Raw genomic sequence first — 17,971 nt, 5'->3', positions numbered from 1 at the left:
GGGCATTTCCTCTCTTGGCAGGTGGAGACCAGCTACTATTCTCGATCGTCGGTTTTTGAAAGCTATATTATTTCTATAATAATACGGATGAGGCAGGTTCATGTCAAGGGGTTTCGTCAGGACCTCTCCATTTTCTTTTTCAATAGGCGGACATCCTTCAGCGTCAGACCGAACTCAGATGCAAGCTCCATGTTCAACGCACCTTTTTCCATTTCCATGAATTGGTGAAAATCCGTCTGAAATAGTGCTTTTTCACTAGTCGTATTCAGAAAAGCTTTATCGCTTGATCGCATAGTACCCTCCCTTTCACTATTCCTACCATCTATCCTTTCCAAATGACTAAATTTCTATCGTAATAAAGGAATTTTATTTTTTATCTCGTATTTATGTGGGTATGGGTCATTTTTGAAGGTGTTTTCTTCAAAATGAGTTCAGAAATACGTGTGACAGTCCGATACTACTAATGATGTCCATGAAGAGAGAGGAGGTTGTCAACATCAAGAAAATCTACATATCCTTCCTGATCGTCTGCCTCTTGGTCCCCCTTCTCACATCTGTGAAGGCAAGTGCAGCCGGGGAACAGGTGAGCATCGGGGTTCCTACACTCAATGTGAGGACGGGGCCAGGACTCAGCTATCCAGTCCTCATGCAAGCAGCCAAAGGGGAAGAGTATACGGTCACCGGGAATGATGGGGACTGGTACAAAATCGATACGCCCCAAGGAGAAGGCTGGGTAGCCGAGTGGCTCGTTACCCAAGCTGATTCTGCAGGGACAGGGCAGGCTTCTGCATCCTCCGGTCTTACAGGGACGACGACAGAAGATTCGATCAATATAAGGAAGGCACCGTCCACGGATAGTGAGCGCCTCGGCACCCTATCAAGCGGGGAAGAAGTATCAATCACCGGAAGTGTACAGGGCTGGTATGAAATCTCTTATGATGGGGGCACTGCCTGGATCAATCAAGATTATCTGTCCCTTTCCGGTATAGAATCCGGTGCAGAAGAAGAACCCGGTTCTCCTTCTGCTACAGCCACCGTCAATGTGGAATCGTTGCTAGTGCGCGATGAGGCCTCCCTGAACGGCAGTATCGTCGGGAAAGTCACCCGAGGAGAATCCTATTCCATCCTTGAAGAATCAAATGAATGGTATCGGATCCAGCTATCGAACGGCGGCGATGGATGGGTGGCAGGATGGTTCATGAAAGTGGCCGGTGAAGACAAAGAGGAACAAACGGAAGGAACCGCCATGTCAGAAGGCGCTCCTGATTCCATCACGATCCTGTATGATGGCACCAACCTCAGAAGCAGTCCAAACAGCCAAGCAAGCGTCGTGGAAAGGGCCGGCAGCGGTTCGACCTTCGATGTGGTGGGAACATCGGGTGACTGGTACGAAATCAGGCTATCCGACGGTGCCAGCGCGTTTGTGGCCAACTGGATCGTATCGAGTAAAAAAGGCGGTACGTCCCCGGCTCCTGAAACGTCCGGGGGACTTGAAGGCAAGACCATCGTCCTCGATCCGGGGCACGGCGGACGCGACGGAGGGACGACAGGTGTCAACGGTACACATGAAAAAAACCTGACCCTGAAGACCGCCCAGCTCGTGGCAGACAAATTAAGGAGTGCAGGTGCGGAAGTGATTCTGACGAGAAGGAACGATGAATTCATCTCCCTTCCATCCAGGGTATCATTATCTCATTATTATATGGCCGATGCGTTTGTCAGTCTTCACTTCGACAGCATCTACGATTCGTCCATCACAGGACATACCACTTATTATAACGGGGCACAGCAAAAGGATTTAGCGGAATCGGTCCATTCTGCCCTTTCCGGAAGAATGCCTAATGCCGATCGCGGCGTACGGAACGGCGACTACCATGTGATCCGTGAAAACATGAGGCCGGCCGTCCTTGTGGAGCTTGGATTCCTCAGCAATGCATCCGAGGAGGCAAATGTGAATACTGCTTACTTCCAGGATACTGCGGCCACCAGCATCTATTACGGATTGAGCGAGTACTTTACAGATTGACAAAAAGCCAGGGAGGCGTGCCTCCCTGGCTTTTCTCATAGCATTCATTTCTCAACAATCAAGGTCACAGGTCCATCATTGATGAGTTGTACATCCATCATGGCACCGAAAACCCCGGTTTCCACCTGGACGCCCTTCTCCCTTAGGAGTGCATTGAAACGGTCATAGATCACTTCTGCCTCTTCAGGCTTGGCAGCATCCATGAAGTTGGGTCTCCTGCCCTTACGGGTGTCCCCGTAGAGGGTGAACTGTGATATGGAGAGGATCTCCCCTCCCCGGTCCAGAAGGGAATCATTCATCTTTCCATCCCCGTCTTCGAAGATCCTGAGGTTTACGACCTTATCGGCAATATAGGCCGCTTCCGCCTCCGTATCCCCGTGAGTGATCCCGACAAGAAGGACCAGTCCGGACTGAATACGGCCCTTCACTTCGCCGTCCACCATCACGGATGCTTGTTTGCTCCGTTGCAGTACTACTTTCATTACCTAAAACCCCTTTAGTTCATAATCCTTCGCACGGCATAAATATCAGAAATCTGCTTGATCCGCTCCACGACTTTATGGAGATGGGAAATATTATGAATGGAAATCGACATATTGATGGTCGCCACTTTATTCCGATCAGACTTACCACTGACAGCCGATATATTCGTTTTGGTTTCGTTGACCGCTTGAAGCACTTCGTTCAGAAGACCGCGACGGTCATAACCTGAGATCTCGATATCTACGTTGTACTCTTTCTGATCATAGCGATCGCTTTCCCACGAAACAGGAATGAGGCGTTGTTCCACCCCTTCCGCCAAGACATTCGTACAGTCGGAGCGGTGGACGGACACACCACGTCCCTTCGTAATGAAACCGACGATCTCATCGCCGGGTACGGGTGAACAGCATCTGGACAAACGGATCAGAAGGTTATCAATCCCTTCCACATGGACACCTGCATCCTTCTTCTTCCGCTTCTGAGGCTGTGAGTTCAGCTCTTTGACGGTTTCTTCCAGAATATCTTCCTGTTCCCGTTTCCTTCGTTCCTTCTCCGTCAGACGGTTGGCGATTTGCGCTGCGGTGATGCCGTTATAGCCGACAGCGGCATACATATCATCTTCAATGGAGAAATTGAACTTCTCGAACACCCGCTTGATGTTTTCAGACGTGAGAATTTCCTTCACATCGAAATCCTGGGCCTTGATCTCTTTCTCGACCATTTCCCGGCCCTTCTCGATGTTTTCTTCTCTTCTCTGCTTTTTGAAGAACTGTCGGATCTTATTTTTCGCCTGAGAGGTCTGGGCAAGCTTCAGCCAGTCCTGACTCGGCCCATAGGAGTGCTTGGACGTAAGGATTTCAATGATATCCCCGGTTTTCAATTTATAATCGAGGGTGACCATCTTCCCGTTGACCTTTGCTCCGATCGTTTTATTCCCGATTTCCGAGTGGATCCGGTACGAGAAATCGATCGGTACGGATCCCGACGGAAGCTCCAGGACATCCCCCTTCGGCGTGAAGACGAAGACCATATCGGAAAACAGGTCAATCTTAAGGGACTCCATGAACTCCTCGGCATTGGCCGATTCATTCTGGAACTCGAGGATCTCCCTGAACCATGAAAGCTTCTTATCGAAGGAAACCGGTTCATTGGCTTCCTTGCCTTCTTTGTATGCCCAGTGGGCTGCGACACCGTACTCCGCGATCTCATGCATTTCAAGGGTCCTGATCTGCACTTCAAGGGGATCCCCTTTCGGTCCGATCACGGTCGTATGGAGGGATTGATACATATTCGGTTTTGGCATGGCGATGTAATCTTTGAAACGGCCCGGCATCGGTTTCCATCTCGTATGGATGATCCCGAGGACGGCATAGCAATCCTTGATGCTGTCCACGACGATCCTCACGGCCAGAAGGTCATAAATTTCATTGAATTGTTTATTTTGCAGGGCCATCTTCCGGTAGATGCTGTAAATATGCTTCGGACGGCCGGAAATATCGGCGATGATCTTCACATCACTTAGGTGATCCTTCACATCATCGACGACTTCCTCCAAATACTCTTCCCGCTCTGCCCGCTTTTTCTTCATCAAGTTGACGATGCGGTAATACTGCTGTGGATTCAAGTACCGGAGACTGGTGTCCTCTAGCTCCCATTTGATCTTGGATATACCAAGGCGATGGGCAAGAGGGGCGAAGATTTCCAATGTCTCGTTCGCGATCCTGCGCTGTTTTTCCTGAGGAAGATGCTTGAGCGTCCTCATATTATGGAGGCGGTCGGCGAGCTTGATCAAGATGACACGGATATCCCTTGCCATGGCCACGAACATCTTCCGGTGGTTTTCAGCCTGTTGCTCTTCCTGGGACTTGTACTTGATCTTCCCGAGCTTTGTCACCCCGTCGACTAGCATGGCCACTTCAGAGTTGAAGTCCTTTTCGATCTGCTGCAGGGATATCCCTGTATCCTCTACGACATCATGAAGAAAACCGGCAGCCACAGTTGCCGGATCCATCTCGAGATCTGCCAGGATCCCGGCCACCTGAATCGGATGGATGATGTAGGGTTCACCCGACTTTCGGTACTGTTCGCTATGGGCTTCCCGCGCATACTCGTAAGCCTTTTCCACCAATCCTACATGCTCATCATTCAAATATTCTCTTGTTTTATCTATAACCTGTTCAGGGGTTAATACTTGATCCTTCGCCATGATCAAAATCACCTTTATATATAAATTTGGTTCAGCGCCCGATTTAAGGCACCGACATACTCTATCTATTCGAACGCGCTGACGCGTTTTGAAAATAAAACGATTGTTACCATTATCAAAAAAAAAAGCGATTATGTAAAGGGTTTGGGCTAAAATTCTCAGATTTCATCTGGTTTTGTCGAATGGTGACGATTACATATGAAGGTATCTTCCCAGTCATGGACAGAACTTCTGGCGCCCATTCCAGAAACTGCTGTATAAAAAAATAAGGGCCGGCATCTTCCTGTGATGTCGGTCCCTTATGTATGATCAGTATTGCATCAATGTCATGATATCGTAGCCTTCAAGCTTATCACGACCGTCAAGATAGGTCAGTTCGATCAAGAAGGCTGTACCGGCAACGATCCCGCCGAGCTCTTCTACAAGCTTGATTGTCGCATCGATCGTACCACCTGTAGCGAGTAGATCGTCCGTAATCAATACGCGCTGTCCCGGTTTGATGGCATCCTTATGGATGGTCAAGGCATCTTTGCCGTACTCAAGCCCATATTGCTGTTGGATTGTCTCACGTGGGAGCTTGCCAGGTTTCCTTACAGGAGCGAATCCTACCCCAAGAGCATACGCCACCGGGCAGCCGATGATGAAGCCCCTTGCTTCCGGTCCGACAACCAGATCGATTTGTTTTTCTTTTGCGTATTCCACGATCTGATCCGTTGCGTATCTATATGCATCACCGTTGTCCATTAGAGTGGTGATGTCTTTAAACTTAATGCCTTCTTTAGGCCAGTTATCAACGATCGTGACATATTGTTTCAAGTCCATGCTTCTACTTCCTCCTCAACTATAGCGGACTCTTTCATCCTTTCGCTGAACCATGTCTTCAGTTCCTGATATGACGAATACAGGAGCTCATTTTCAAGCTCGTACTGATGCTGCTTCCTCATGTAGGCAGGAGATTCGGACAGGTCTTTCTTCACTTTGACAGGATGAAGAGAAATCAAACCATCTTCTATTGTAACAAACTTCAATTCAAAAAACACCTGTGACATGAAATCGATTGTTTCCATGGACCATCCCTTGTACTTGGCAAGGTCATTTCCGTGTTTTTTCAGATCGAATGAACCCCTCTTATGAAGGAAGGCATAATACCATTTGAAATGATCACGGGTGGGCATCGTACTGAAGAAATGATCTTCATGCTGGTGGAAATGGGCGTAGATGCGGTGCGGCCTGCCGAGCTCCAGGAGCTGCTCCATCAGGCGGCGGTCCCCGGGGAGATCGAGGAGTACAAGATTGCATCCATCCACCACGATTCCTTCAAGATCGGATTCACTCTGGATATATCGGACTTCCCCTTTGAATAGCGTTGTATCAGCCGTCTTCGGATGGAAGCATACGATCACCCTGTCACCATCAGGGATGAGAGGGGCCCATTTCGTCACCTGCTTGATCCCCCTCATGTCGAAAAGCTGCCAGGAAGAAATCTGGATATCCTGCAGGAAGATCTGAGGCTTCTTGCGATTATTCCATTCATTGATCGACAGTTCCCCGATGACGGAAGCTTTCACATAAGGCGTCATGTGATCGGCAAGTTCACCGAGACCGAACCCCACCCCATCCACTTGTACGCCGTTTTCGGCCAGAACAAGCTTAAGGTGATTCTGAGCGGAACCGATCTTTTTATAATGATCGATGGATACATCCCGGATGACCCACTTCGGCTTCGGATTGTTCATCCCGAAAGGCGCAAGGAGGTGCATTTTCTCGATGGATTCAACGGTGATCTCGTCCACGGCGACTTCGGCATCGAGCTCTGTAACCGGGATGAAATCGTCTTCGCTCAGGACTTCTTTTGCCTGTTCATTCAATCTTGAACGGAGCTCATCGACATCGGATAGGGCAAGGGTCATTCCCGCAGCCATCGGATGCCCCCCGAAATGGGGAAGGAGTTCACGATTCATGGACAGGTTCTTGAACAGATCGAACCCGGCAATGCTTCTTGCCGAACCTTTCGCTTTATCCGAATCAGGATCGAAACTAAGGACAATGGTCGGACGGTAAAACCTGTCGACAAGACGGGAGGCAACGATCCCCACTACCCCAGGGTTCCAGCCTTCCTTCCCGATGACAAGGACACCGTTTTCGGAAGGAGGGAATTCCTTCTCCACCATCTCGACGGCTTCTTCCGTCATCTTCGCTACGATGGATTGGCGCTCTTTATTCAACCCGTCGATCTCTTCTGCAAGCGCCTTCGCTTCTTCAGGATCGCGGGAGAGCATGAGATCCACTGCGGGATCGGCATCGCCAAGCCTACCCACGGCATTGATGCGCGGTGCTATCATGAAGCCAACGGTCTCTTCATTCATTTCATTTTGCTGGGCATTCGCCACACGGCAAAGGGCCTTGATCCCAAGGCGGTCCGTTACCTTCAGCCTGGCGATCCCCTTCTTGGCGATCAGCCGGTTTTCCCCGTGGAGGGGAACCAGATCGGCGATCGTACCGATTGCGGCCAAATCCAGCAGATGGTCTGGAAACTCCCCGTAGAGAGCGTGGGCGAGCTTCAAAGCCACACCGACCCCTGCCAGTTCCTTGAATGGATAGGAGCACCCTTCCACTTTCGGATGGATCATGGCGAAGACCGGCGGCAATTCCGGACCCGGTTCATGGTGATCCGTCAAGATCAAGTCGATGCCAAGTTCTTCGGCAAGCTTGGCCTCTCCCACTGCGGATATACCGGTATCCACCGTGATGATAACGGCGAACCCTTCATCAGCAGCCCATCTGAAGGCTTCTTCATTCGGTCCGTATCCTTCGGTGAACCGGTTGGGGATATAAAATTCCGCCTGTGCTCCGAGATCAGTCAGTACCGTCATCAGGACAGAGGTGGAACTTACGCCGTCGGCATCATAGTCACCATACACAAGGATGCGCTCCTCTTGCTCGATTGCCAGCATGATGCGGTCTTTCGCTTTTTGCATATCATCAAAAAGAAATGGATCATGAAACGATCCGCCTGTATCAAATAAAAAGTTCCGGGCATCGTCGGCATCTGCCAAATCCCGATTTATCAATAATTTCGCAACAAGCGGGGGAACATTCAACTCTTCTGCCAATTCTGCTATCTTGTGCTGGTCAGAATCTTTCATTTTCCAGCGTGTTTTTGCATTTAACATATTTTCACCCCTCAGCCTTTCCCATTATACAAAAACGGTAAGGGGGTTTCAATCCACATCAGAGTCGATCAAAGGAAAAAGACACCCTGTATGGGTGCCTTCATTCCGGTCATTCTGATGTTTCCTGTATGGAATCGGGTGCCTGCTTCTTCAGCGAGGTATCCTGTGAATCGAGTCGCTTTTGATCCCGGGTCTTCTCGATTTGTTCCCTCAAGGTCATGTTTTCCTTTTCAAGGGCCTTCACCCTCCGCTGGACGACGAAAAGCCTGAAAAGCCCAACTGATCCGATGATGATTCCCCCCATGAAAACAGATCCAAGAATAACTAATATAAGAGGCCAGTCTGCTTCACCAAAAAGGTAGTTCACTGTTACCGGGTCGACATTGATGACAGCGAAGATTGATACGATCAGGGCAAATACGATCCCCAAAAGCAACGTCCATTGAAATTTCATTGTATTCCCTCCTCACAACTGCATTGTCTCTCTCCATCAGGAATGATGGATGATATCCATTTACCCTTTTCATGGGCTCAATGAAACCAACCGGATTCATTTAGTACCTTATCCCTATAGTATACCCGGTTGGACACCGTCCCATTAAAAAATGGGACAGGGGGCTTCCCCTGTCCCATCATTCTTATACTTGTGGTTCGTCGCTCCATTTCTTCTTCTCTTTGACGGTTTTGATCGGTCCGTGTTTCTTCAGCTGTCTGATCTTCAGTGACAGATAGATCTGAGCAGCGATGTAAATGGAAGAGAACACTCCTGATATCAACCCGACTAGAAGGGCGATGGAGAAGTTCCGGATCGATTCACTACCAAAGATCAGGATGGCGATGACCGTGATGACCACTGTCAAGACGGTATTCACGGAACGGCCCAAAGTCTGACGAAGACTCTTATTGACCGCTTCTTCCAGTTCTTCCGCATGCTTGATGCGCTTCATTTTGTGAAGGTTTTCCCTCAGACGGTCGAAGGTGACGATCGTATCATTGATGGAATACCCGACGATGGTCAGGACGGCCGCAATGAACGTGATATCCACTTCGAGGCGCGTCACGCTGAAGAAGAAAATGATCAGCAGGGCATCGAATAGAAGTGAAAGGATGGCTCCGAGGGCCATGCGCCATTCAAATCGGATCGTCACATACAGGATGATGAAAATCGATGCGATGGCCACTGCATATAGGGCGCTCTTCGCCAGTTCTTTTCCGACCACCGGAGAAACGGTACTGATGCTAGGATCATTACCATATAGATCCTGGAAGTGATCTTTCAGCTTCGCGATATCATCTTTGGAAAGATCGTCTGAATAACGGACGACCGCAGTGTTGTTATTTTCACCTGAAATGACGATGTTATCACTTGGAAGCTTGATGTCATCAAGCTCCTTCTTCAACGTTTCAGTCTGTATCGGCTTATCCGATGAAAGGTCTACACGGGAACCACTGACAAAATCTATCCCGAGGTTCAGTCTGAAAACGGAGAGGATGATGACACCCGCGATCATGATTGCACCTGTAATGGCAAAGAACTTCCTGCGGTTTTTAGCGAACTCGACGCGATCGAATTTCGTCGGCAAGTCCAATGTATCCAAGTTCTCCGAAAGGGAATGGACATCTTTTTTGTTGACGCCGAACCAGCCTGGCCTTTTGTTGAAAAGCTTGCTGTTGACCCAAAGACCGAGAAGGACCCTGGATCCCCATACCGCCGTGATGAAGCTGACAAGGATGGAGATGATGAGCATCGTCGCAAACCCTTTAACCGAGCTTGTACCGAAATAGAACAGGACGGCTGCTGCGATGAGGGTCGTCAAGTTGGCATCAAGGATGGTAAGGAATGAGGTTTTGTTTCCTGCCTGGAAGGCCGATTTGATCGGCTTCCCGACCCGGATTTCCTCTTTGATCCTCTCATACGTGATGATATTCGCGTCGACGGCCATCCCGACACCGAGTATGATCGCTGCGATACCAGGCAGTGTCAGGACCCCGTTCATCAGCTCGAATAGGAGCAGGACGAGATAGAGATACACGGAAAGGGTAACCGAAGCGATGAAGCCCGGCAGGCGGTAATATACAATCATGAACAGGAAGATGAGGGCGATCCCGATGATCCCTGCCGTAACGGTTTTATCAAGTGCCTGCTGTCCGAATTGAGCGCCGACAGATGTGGAATATTTTTCTTCCAGTTTGACGGGAAGAGCACCTGCATCAAGAAGCTTCGCCAGATTCTGGGCTTCTTCCACGGTGAAGTTCCCTTCGATGATGACTTCGTCCGAATTGATCGGCTTGTTTACATTCGGCGCAGAAAGGAATTTAGGGTCTTCCTTTCCTGCTTCCTTCTCGTAGGAATCTTTCCCTTCCTCGAAATCAAGCCAGATGACCAATTGGTTTTGAGGAGCCATTTGGTAGATATTTTGAGTCAGTTCATAAAACTTTTTGCGATCCTTCAGTTTCAAAGAGACGATCGGCTGATTCTGATCGTTGAATGTCTGTTTTGCCGATCCCGAAACCAGGTCCGATCCGTCCAGTCGAACCTTATCGTTCACATCGCGGAAGGACAGATTCGCCTGTGTGGATAGGATCTCCCGTGCCTGGTTCTGGTCCTCGACACCTGCAAGCTGAACGCGGATCCGGTTGTTGTCCTCGATCTGGATGCTTGGTTCGCTTACACCCAGGACGTTGATCCGCTCATCGAGAGCTTCTGCCGTATTGGCGACTGTCTGTTTCGTGATCTTTTCTCCATTCACTGGCTGAACTTCATACAGCACTTCGAATCCACCTTGGAGGTCAAGACCGAGTTTAATATCATTGATGATCGATTTTGCCGTTCCCCCGACCGTTCCTGCCAGCAGGACGAGCAGGACGAAAAAGGCAACGATGCGGCCACGCTTTACCATTATGTACAGTTCCTCCTTGAAAACCATCCCAAATATGATCTTTTCGTATTGACTGATCCCAGGGGTGTCTGAAATATCCCCATGGATCGCCTGTGATATTCAATCCATTCCTTTATCTTTCAACATTCCCATTATGGCGGAGAACGAATTCCATGTCAATTTGTTCCCGTGCTATTTCTCTTCCCTGGAAGGATGCAGAAGTTCCTTCAATTCATCCTCATTCACATCGGCGAACCAATTCGGCGAGCGATAAGCCTGGACCGTCTCGAAGGTCATATATTCCCCTGCTTTTGCCGAGAGGATATCGCTGACCAGCTCGTACACTTTCACATCCACTTCGGGCTTTTTCCATTTCTTCTTTGTCAGGTATAACCATAGTCTTTCCAGAGTTGCTTCCTCGTACCCGAATAGTTGGAATTCCTCCACCTTGCTTAACAGTGCAGGTTCCAGTGAATCATAAAATCGATCGTAAGGATGCTGATTAGGTTTCATTCCATTCCCCACTCCATTTTGGAAGATCGGCAATATAAGGCCGTATTTATTCCCAACTTGTCATGCTTGGACCATTGGGATGCATATATATCATTGTATACGATTATACCAATTTTGAGAAGGCAGGGAAGTATATGTCAAAATTTCTGAAAGGCACCGTCATCCTCATGCTCGCTTCCTTGATCACGAGGGTCCTGGGGTTCGTCAACCGCATCGTGGTGGCACGATTCATCGGGGCAGAGGGTGTCGGTCTCTTCATGATGGCCTTCCCTACACTGCTCCTTGTCATCACCATCACCCAATTCGGGCTTCCTATCGCCATTTCCAAAACGGTATCGGAAGCAGAGAGCAACGGGGACCGGCAGAAGGTGAAAAAGATCCTGGTCGTCTCCCTCTCCATCACCCTGGGGCTGTCCCTGATCTTCACACCTGCCCTCATCCTCCTGGCCCCCTATCTATCCCAGACGCTATTCACGGATCCGCGTACATACTATCCGTTGGTCGCCATCGCACCGATCATCCCGGTTGTCGCCATTTCCTCCGTGCTGCGGGGCTATTTCCAAGGGCGGCAGCAGATGAAGCCCCCTGCCTATTCCCAAGTCATCGAGCAGGTGGTAAGGATCACGCTCATCGCTGTCCTGACCAAAACCTTCCTCCCATACGGCATCGAGTATGCAGCAGCGGCGGCCATGGTGGCTTCCGTCCTCGGAGAGCTTGCATCTTTGGCTTTCCTTTTCACCTACTTTAAACGAAAAAAGACATTCCGGGTGCGGAAGCAATTCTTTTCATCCATCCAAAAAGGGAAAGAAACCCTGCGGGAACTCATGGAAGTGGCACTGCCGTCAACAGGGAGCAGGATGATCGGATCGGTTTCATTATTCTTCGAACCGATCGTCGTCGCCCACAGCCTGGCCCTCGCCGGAGTGACAGCTTCCATGGCCACGGCCCAATACGGTTCACTGACCGGCTATGCCATGCCGCTCCTGTTTCTCCCTTCCTTCATCACCGTATCACTATCTCAATCCCTTGTGCCGGCAATCAGCGAAGCGAACGCCGGGAAAAATTACAAGTTGATTGAGCATCGGCTTCAACAGGCTCTGAGGATCTGCCTCATCACGGGTGGTTTATCCATCGTGATCCTTTATATCTATGCTAAGCCCCTTATGCAGTTGATGTATGGCAGTGAAAGTGGGGCAATGTTCATCATGATCATGGCGCCTTTCCTTCTGTTTTATTACTACCAAGGCCCGTTGCAGGCAGTCCTTCAGGCATTGAACCTCGCAAGGGCAGCCATGATCAACAGCCTGATCGGGGCCGTGGTTAAGACCGGGGTGATCTTCGTCCTTGCGTCACAGGCGGGCTTCGGTATCAACGGTGCAGCCCTCGGCATGGTAGTCGGTTTCGTCCTTGTGACCATCCTGCACTTCATGACCATTATAAAAGCCGTCCCCATCATGATCTATATCAGGGACTATGCAGTGGTGGCAGCCGTCATCGTCATCTCGGGACTGTGGGGGCATTACTCCTGGCTCACTTTCCTTCCATCTGAGCCCGTTTCCATCCGCCTTGTCATCGGGATTATCACGACGTGCATCGTCTATATCTTCTGTTCAGTCCTTCTACGCTTGATTACAAAGGAAGACATGAAGAAAATCCCCGTAATCAAACGGTTTGTCTGAGCATAGAAAAATGATCCGGACCTCGGCACGGATCATTTTTCATCTATATAGAATTCTCCGTTGTCATAGCTGCAGAACGCAATATCCCTGATCGCAGGATAGCCCCTCTTTTTCATCTCGCCCCGCAGCCAGAATGGGGATTTACCGAGCTGCTGGAGATGTTCGGTCTGGATCTCGCCGTCGAGGATGATGGGAAGAGCATAAGTGTCGGCGCTCCCCTGCTTCTTCAGTACCGACAGCTTTCCCGATGTTTCAAGGATTGCAAATTCGACATCCGCCACGTTGAATACATCCTTTTCCCTCAGCTGGAGAAGGAGATCGTCGAAGTTGTATCGCTGTTTCTTCATGACCGATTCGTCAATCTTCCCATTATGAATGACGACAGCCGGTTTCCCGTCGATCATCTCCCGGAAGGATTTTGAACGGAGGGATATCATGGCGAACAGCAGCTGCAGAACGACCATCACAACCATGGGGATCAAGGAATGGGCCAATGGATCTTTCGGCTTTTCGATCGCCATGACCGCGATTTCGGCGAGCATGATGAACACCACAAGATCCAGGATGCTCAGTTCGCCTATCTCACGTTTCCCCATGATCCGGAAGATCAATACGATCAAAAAGTAAAGAATAAGCGTCCGGGCCACGATGACGATATATTCCTCCATACACTTCACCACCTACATGAGCTCATCCTTCATAGTATCGACTCGAGAGAATCATTCATGAGAGGGATATTTGCCCAAAAGCCAGTCTTTTTTCCGCTGGTACTGAATATGCTTGTACTAGAGCTCATCAAATGAAGAAATGGAAGGGAGAGATCGATCATAGAAGCCAAAAAATTAGGGGGCGCAGTACTCTTCGGCACGGTCACCATCTTTGTGATTGCCATCGCTGCAAGCTTGATCTTTTCATTGCTGTTGCGGTTCACCAGTCTGACGGAGAGTTCCATTTCCTTATTCATCACCATCGTTTCATTCCTGGCCCTGTTCATCGGGGGATTCATGTCAGGGGGAAAAGGCAAGACCAAGGGATGGATGCTCGGAGGTTCCACGGGAATACTTTATACCCTTTTCGTCTTCCTTTTTCAATATCTCGGGCTGGACTCATCTCCATCTTCAGAGCAGCTCATCTATCATGGTTGCTATATCCTGACGGCGATGATGGGCGGCGTACTCGGGGTCAACCTGAGCGGAGGCAACCCTCAGGAAAACTGAATCACAAAAAAAGGCCTGCACCCGTCCACGCTTGACAGCATGGAAGAGCACAGGCTTTTTTTATACTTATACTTCTGTCTTAACAATCTCCCTGATCGCATTCCGATCATATGTAAGACGGCTTCCATCACCGCATTTGATGATGACTTTTCCTTCTTCGATGGCATCGATGAAGCCGTGAAGTCCGCCGATTGTTATTACCTTATCGCCTTTAGCCAGCTCGCTTTGCATTTGTGAAACGGCTTTTTGACGTTTCTGCTGCGGGCGGATAAGCAGGAAATAAAACAATACGAACATCAAGACGAGCATGATGATTGAACCTAGTCCTCCTTGCATGTGTTTCCCCTCCTTTCAAATTAGAAGTTCTTCGCATCCGGACGGTTGAAACCGTACTGTTCGAAGAATTCTTCCCTAAAGTCCCCCAGTCGATCTTCTCGAATCGCTTGTCTGACTTGTTCCATTAAGTTTAACAGAAAATGCAGGTTATGATAAGTCGTAAGCCTAATTCCGAACGTTTCGTCACATTTGATCAGATGACGGATATAAGCCCTGCTGTAGTTCTTACATGTGTAGCAGTCGCACTTCTCATCGATGGGCCTGAAGTCCCTCGCATACTTGGCATTTTTCACCACAAGACGGCCTTCACTCGTCATCAGGGTACCGTTACGGGCGATCCTCGTCGGCAAGACACAATCGAACATATCGATCCCTCTGATGGCTCCGTCGATCAATGAATCCGGGGAGCCTACGCCCATTAGGTACCTCGGCTTGTCGAACGGCAGATGAGGAGTGGTGAATTCAAGGACCCTGTTCATGACATCCTTCGGTTCTCCTACAGACAATCCACCGACTGCATATCCAGGGAAGTCGAGTGAAGTGAGGTCTCGGGCACTCTGCTTCCTGAGTTCCTCATACTCCCCTCCCTGTACGATTCCGAACAATCCTTGATCCTGTGGACGCTGATGGGCCTCGAGGCAGCGTTCGGCCCAGCGCGATGTACGCTCGACTGAACTCTTCATATAATCATATTCTGCAGGGTAAGGCGGGCATTCATCAAAGGCCATCATGATATCGGATCCGAGGGCATTTTGGATCTCCATTGCCTTCTCGGGGCTGAGGAAAAGCTTGTCCCCGTTCAGATGGTGACGGAAATGGACCCCTTCTTCTTCAATTTTACGCAGCTTGCTCAGGCTGAATACCTGGAAACCGCCGGAATCAGTCAGGATGGCCCGGTCCCAGTTCATGAACTTGTGGAGACCGCCTGCTTCCCGGATGATCTCATGACCCGGGCGTAGCCAAAGGTGATAGGTGTTGCTCAGGATGATCCCTGCATCCATCGCCTTCAGATCTTCCGGTGACATCGTCTTGACCGTGGCAAGAGTCCCGACAGGCATGAATACCGGTGTTTCGAATGTGCCGTGTGGGGTATGGACCTTCCCGAGCCGCGCACCTGTTTGCTTACATGTTTTAATGTGCTCATATCTGATTGCAGTCAACGTGTGATTCTCCTTTTTCAGTGTTGCAGCTGATTATTTTAAGAACATGGCGTCGCCGAAGCTGAAGAAGCGATACTTCTCTTGAACGGCTGTTTCATAGGCTTTGAGGACATGCTCCTGACCTGCAAAGGCACTTACGAGCATGATGAGGGTCGATTTAGGCAGATGGAAGTTTGTGATCAAGCCATCGATGCCTTTGAACTCATATCCCGGGTAGATGAAGATATTCGTCCATCCGTTCTCTTCCACAAAACGATCATGCTTGGAGGCGATCGTCTCCAGCGTCCGTGTCGATGTGGTACCGACGGTGATGATGCGCCCGCCCTTATCCCTTACATCATTCAAGAGGCGTGCGGTGCCTTCTGAAATTTGATAGAATTCCGAGTGCATATCATGGTCCTCGATGGAATCCACCGACACCGGGCGGAATGTTCCGAGCCCGACATGAAGCGTGATGAAGGCAATATGAACACCCTTCTGCTTCAGCTCTTCAAGTAGCTCCTCGGTGAAGTGGAGTCCGGCAGTAGGGGCAGCCGCAGATCCGCGCTCCTTGGCATAGACGGTCTGATAGCGGTCCTGCTCTTCTAGTCGCTCCCGGATGTACGGAGGCAGCGGCATTTCACCAAGCTCCTCAAGTACCTCATAGAAAATGCCATCGTACGCAAATTCCATGATCCTCCCGCCATGGTCCTTCGTCCCGACACAGGTAGCTTTCAGCTTCCCGTCCCCGAATACGATCTCCGTTCCCACCTTCACGCGCTTGGCTGGTTTGACGAGGGTCTCCCATTGATCCCCTTCTTCCTGTTTGAGAAGAAGGACTTCGATGTTGGCCCCCGTCTCTTCTTTTTGCCCAAAAAGCCGGGCCGGTAGTACACGTGTATCATTCAGTACAAGGCAGTCGCCTTCATCCAATAGGTCTACAATATTTTTAAATCGAAGATGATCTATGGATCCATCTTCTTTATCCAGTACCATCAGTCTGCTTTCAGAACGATTCTCAAGCGGGGTCTGAGCGATCAGTTCCTCCGGCAGATGGAAATCAAAATCTTCAACTTTCACTTTAGGTCACCTGACTTATCATTATTTGAATCGGCCTATAAAATAAAAGACCAACGACAGTATAACACTTAACAGGACAGAAGTCATAAGCGGGAAATAAAAAGTTGCATTCTCCTTCTTCACGACGATATCACCCGGTAATTTCCCAAGTTTCGTGAATTGAAGGAGCAAGCCGGCAACGAGGAGTACGGCTCCCGCGATCATCAGTACTTTCGGAAGGCCGCTCAATTGGCAGGCACCTCCAGTTGAAAATGCTCATACACAAGATGCGTGACGATCCTGCCCCTGGGGGTCCGCTGCAGGAAGCCGATCTGCAGGAGATACGGTTCATACACGTCTTCGATCGTATGGGATTCCTCCCCTATGCTCGCTGCAATGGTATCAAGCCCCACGGGGCCTCCCCTGAAGCGCTCGATGATGCCCCTTAGAAGTTTATGATCGATGTGGTCGAGTCCGAGCTGGTCCACTTGTAGGAGATCCAGCGCTTCCTTCGATAGCGTCGATGAAATGTTCCCGTCCGATTTAACCTGGGCAAAATCCCTTACGCGCCTCAGGAGCCGGTTGGCGATACGCGGTGTACCCCTGGATCTCCTGGCGAGCTCCCTTGCGGCCACAGGGTCGATCTCGGTCCTGAGGATCGCGGCGGTCCGCTTGACGATTTCGTTGAGCTGATCTTCATTGTAGTATTCCAGCCTGCAGAGGACGCCGAAGCGGTCCCTGAGCGGAGCGGAGAGTGCGCCGGCGCGCGTCGTGGCCCCCACGAGGGTGAACGGAGGGAGATCCAGCCTGACTGAACGTGCACTCGGACCGGTGCCGATGACAATATCCAGGCAGAAGTCTTCCATGGCAGGATAAAGGACCTCCTCGATCGCCCGCGGCAAACGGTGGATCTCATCAATGAACAGCACGTCACCCGGCTCCAGGGCTGTCAGCACGGCAGCAAGGTCACCGGGTCTTTCAATGGCAGGGCCCGATGTGGTTTTCATATTGACCCCCATCTCATTGGCAATCACCGCCGCAAGGGTCGTCTTTCCGAGACCAGGCGGCCCGTACAGCAGCACGTGATCAAGGGTTTCCTCCCGCATCTTCGCCGCTTCGATGAACACTTCAAGATTGTGCTTAACCTTGTCCTGCCCGATATATTGCTTGATGGTCTGTGGCCTTAAGGAGAACTCGAAACGATCCTCATTCTGTTCCGATTCGCCTGATACCAATCGATCATCCATCTCATTTGCTCCTT

Annotated in this window: 17 protein-coding genes and 1 other annotated feature (1 of these 18 running past the window's edge); of the genes, 3 read left to right on the top strand and 14 right to left on the bottom strand. The window is 50.0% G+C overall.

What is annotated here, in order from left to right; all coding sequences use genetic code 11:
- Nucleotides 1-58, bottom strand: a binding site (T-box leader); it reaches 166 nt to the left of the window's first position.
- A 58-nt stretch (nt 59-116) separates the two neighbouring features.
- Nucleotides 117-293 carry a hypothetical protein gene (locus AF331_RS01560; RefSeq protein ID WP_053426470.1) on the bottom strand — a complete coding sequence of 59 codons (177 nt, stop codon included), beginning with the start codon at nt 291-293 and terminating at the stop codon, nt 117-119.
- 179 nt (nt 294-472) lie between these two features.
- Here AF331_RS01560 and AF331_RS01555 point away from each other — a divergent pair, with 179 nt between their 5' ends.
- A complete protein-coding gene (locus tag AF331_RS01555; RefSeq protein ID WP_160316475.1) occupies nt 473-2,026 on the top strand; it encodes an SH3 domain-containing protein in 1,554 nt (517 codons plus the stop codon).
- 44 nt (nt 2,027-2,070) lie between these two features.
- On the opposite strand, the gene dtd is transcribed toward AF331_RS01555, so the two are convergent.
- The 7 genes from dtd to AF331_RS01520 all read right to left on the bottom strand — a co-directional run bounded on the left by dtd (nt 2,071) and on the right by AF331_RS01520 (nt 11,280).
- Nucleotides 2,071-2,508 carry a D-aminoacyl-tRNA deacylase gene (gene dtd, locus AF331_RS01550; RefSeq protein WP_053426468.1) on the bottom strand — a complete coding sequence of 146 codons (438 nt, stop codon included), beginning with the start codon at nt 2,506-2,508 and terminating at the stop codon, nt 2,071-2,073.
- A 14-nt stretch (nt 2,509-2,522) separates the two neighbouring features.
- Nucleotides 2,523-4,715: a RelA/SpoT family protein gene (locus tag AF331_RS01545; RefSeq protein WP_053426467.1), complete on the bottom strand. Its 2,193-nt coding sequence runs from the start codon at nt 4,713-4,715 to the stop codon at nt 2,523-2,525.
- Between the two features lie 309 nt (nt 4,716-5,024).
- On the bottom strand, nt 5,025-5,537 hold the full coding sequence (locus AF331_RS01540; protein WP_048006207.1) for an adenine phosphoribosyltransferase: 513 nt from the start codon (nt 5,535-5,537) through the stop codon (nt 5,025-5,027).
- Nucleotides 5,528-7,888 (bottom strand): single-stranded-DNA-specific exonuclease RecJ, encoded by a 2,361-nt coding sequence (gene recJ, locus AF331_RS01535; protein WP_053426466.1) that lies wholly within the window; start codon nt 7,886-7,888, stop codon nt 5,528-5,530. Before recJ ends, AF331_RS01540 begins: the two co-directional genes overlap by 10 nt.
- A 109-nt stretch (nt 7,889-7,997) precedes the next feature.
- Nucleotides 7,998-8,342, bottom strand: a complete 345-nt coding sequence (locus AF331_RS01530) for a LapA family protein (RefSeq protein WP_053426465.1) — start codon at nt 8,340-8,342, stop codon at nt 7,998-8,000.
- Between the two features lie 184 nt (nt 8,343-8,526).
- Complete coding sequence (gene secDF, locus AF331_RS01525) at nt 8,527-10,788, bottom strand: protein translocase subunit SecDF (RefSeq protein ID WP_053426464.1); 2,262 nt, start codon at nt 10,786-10,788, stop codon at nt 8,527-8,529.
- 171 nt (nt 10,789-10,959) lie between these two features.
- Nucleotides 10,960-11,280 (bottom strand): post-transcriptional regulator, encoded by a 321-nt coding sequence (locus AF331_RS01520; RefSeq protein ID WP_053426463.1) that lies wholly within the window; start codon nt 11,278-11,280, stop codon nt 10,960-10,962.
- Nucleotides 11,281-11,414: 134 nt separating this feature from the next.
- Here AF331_RS01520 and spoVB point away from each other — a divergent pair, with 134 nt between their 5' ends.
- Nucleotides 11,415-12,959 (top strand): stage V sporulation protein B, encoded by a 1,545-nt coding sequence (gene spoVB / locus AF331_RS01515; protein WP_053426462.1) that lies wholly within the window; start codon nt 11,415-11,417, stop codon nt 12,957-12,959.
- Between the two features lie 32 nt (nt 12,960-12,991).
- Here spoVB and AF331_RS01510 read toward each other — a convergent pair whose 3' ends face one another.
- Nucleotides 12,992-13,627: a DUF421 domain-containing protein gene (locus AF331_RS01510; protein ID WP_053426461.1), complete on the bottom strand. Its 636-nt coding sequence runs from the start codon at nt 13,625-13,627 to the stop codon at nt 12,992-12,994.
- A 159-nt stretch (nt 13,628-13,786) separates the two neighbouring features.
- On the opposite strand from AF331_RS01510, the gene AF331_RS01505 reads away from it, so the two are divergent.
- A complete protein-coding gene (locus AF331_RS01505) occupies nt 13,787-14,176 on the top strand; it encodes a TIGR04086 family membrane protein (protein ID WP_162838958.1) in 390 nt (129 codons plus the stop codon).
- 66 nt (nt 14,177-14,242) lie between these two features.
- Here the strand turns inward: AF331_RS01505 and yajC are convergent, their stop codons facing one another.
- Genes yajC through ruvB form a run of 5 tightly spaced genes read right to left on the bottom strand, consistent with a single transcriptional unit; the run spans nt 14,243 to nt 17,957 of the window.
- A complete protein-coding gene (gene yajC, locus AF331_RS01500; protein ID WP_053426459.1) occupies nt 14,243-14,512 on the bottom strand; it encodes a preprotein translocase subunit YajC in 270 nt (89 codons plus the stop codon).
- 20 nt (nt 14,513-14,532) lie between these two features.
- Entirely contained in the window at nt 14,533-15,672 is a 1,140-nt protein-coding gene (gene tgt / locus AF331_RS01495) for a tRNA guanosine(34) transglycosylase Tgt (RefSeq protein ID WP_053426458.1), read from the bottom strand.
- Nucleotides 15,673-15,705: 33 nt separating this feature from the next.
- Nucleotides 15,706-16,731: a tRNA preQ1(34) S-adenosylmethionine ribosyltransferase-isomerase QueA gene (queA, locus tag AF331_RS01490; RefSeq protein ID WP_053426457.1), complete on the bottom strand. Its 1,026-nt coding sequence runs from the start codon at nt 16,729-16,731 to the stop codon at nt 15,706-15,708.
- 21 nt (nt 16,732-16,752) lie between these two features.
- The gene (locus AF331_RS01485) at nt 16,753-16,959 is read right to left on the bottom strand and encodes a DUF2905 domain-containing protein (protein ID WP_053426456.1); all 207 of its coding nucleotides are present in this window, start codon (nt 16,957-16,959) and stop codon (nt 16,753-16,755) included.
- Nucleotides 16,956-17,957, bottom strand: a complete 1,002-nt coding sequence (gene ruvB, locus AF331_RS01480; protein WP_053426455.1) for a Holliday junction branch migration DNA helicase RuvB — start codon at nt 17,955-17,957, stop codon at nt 16,956-16,958. The genes AF331_RS01485 and ruvB overlap by 4 nt, the downstream gene beginning before the upstream one ends.
- Nucleotides 17,958-17,971 lie beyond the last annotated feature (14 nt).

It is taken from the genome of Rossellomorea marisflavi, assembly GCF_001274775.1.
Classification (GTDB): Bacteria; Bacillota; Bacilli; order Bacillales; family Bacillaceae_B; genus Rossellomorea; species Rossellomorea marisflavi.
Note: the sequence above shows the minus strand (reverse complement) of the source record. Positions and strands in the feature narration are given on the sequence as shown.

Excerpts from the sequence above, each read along its gene's own strand:
- dtd (WP_053426468.1), bottom strand. The coding sequence starts at position 2,508 with ATGAAAGTAGTACTGCAACGGAGCAAACAAGCATCCGTGATGGTGGAC.
- AF331_RS01560 (WP_053426470.1), bottom strand. The coding sequence starts at position 293 with ATGCGATCAAGCGATAAAGCTTTTCTGAATACGACTAGTGAAAAAGCA.
- recJ (WP_053426466.1), bottom strand. The coding sequence starts at position 7,888 with ATGTTAAATGCAAAAACACGCTGGAAAATGAAAGATTCTGACCAGCAC.
- AF331_RS01540 (WP_048006207.1), bottom strand. The coding sequence starts at position 5,537 with ATGGACTTGAAACAATATGTCACGATCGTTGATAACTGGCCTAAAGAA.
- AF331_RS01520 (WP_053426463.1), bottom strand. The coding sequence starts at position 11,280 with ATGAAACCTAATCAGCATCCTTACGATCGATTTTATGATTCACTGGAA.
- AF331_RS01530 (WP_053426465.1), bottom strand. The coding sequence starts at position 8,342 with ATGAAATTTCAATGGACGTTGCTTTTGGGGATCGTATTTGCCCTGATC.
- AF331_RS01555 (WP_160316475.1), top strand. The coding sequence starts at position 473 with ATGAAGAGAGAGGAGGTTGTCAACATCAAGAAAATCTACATATCCTTC.
- AF331_RS01510 (WP_053426461.1), bottom strand. The coding sequence starts at position 13,627 with ATGGAGGAATATATCGTCATCGTGGCCCGGACGCTTATTCTTTACTTT.
- AF331_RS01545 (WP_053426467.1), bottom strand. The coding sequence starts at position 4,715 with ATGGCGAAGGATCAAGTATTAACCCCTGAACAGGTTATAGATAAAACA.
- yajC (WP_053426459.1), bottom strand. The coding sequence starts at position 14,512 with ATGCAAGGAGGACTAGGTTCAATCATCATGCTCGTCTTGATGTTCGTA.
- spoVB (WP_053426462.1), top strand. The coding sequence starts at position 11,415 with ATGTCAAAATTTCTGAAAGGCACCGTCATCCTCATGCTCGCTTCCTTG.
- secDF (WP_053426464.1), bottom strand. The coding sequence starts at position 10,788 with ATGGTAAAGCGTGGCCGCATCGTTGCCTTTTTCGTCCTGCTCGTCCTG.
- ruvB (WP_053426455.1), bottom strand. The coding sequence starts at position 17,957 with ATGGATGATCGATTGGTATCAGGCGAATCGGAACAGAATGAGGATCGT.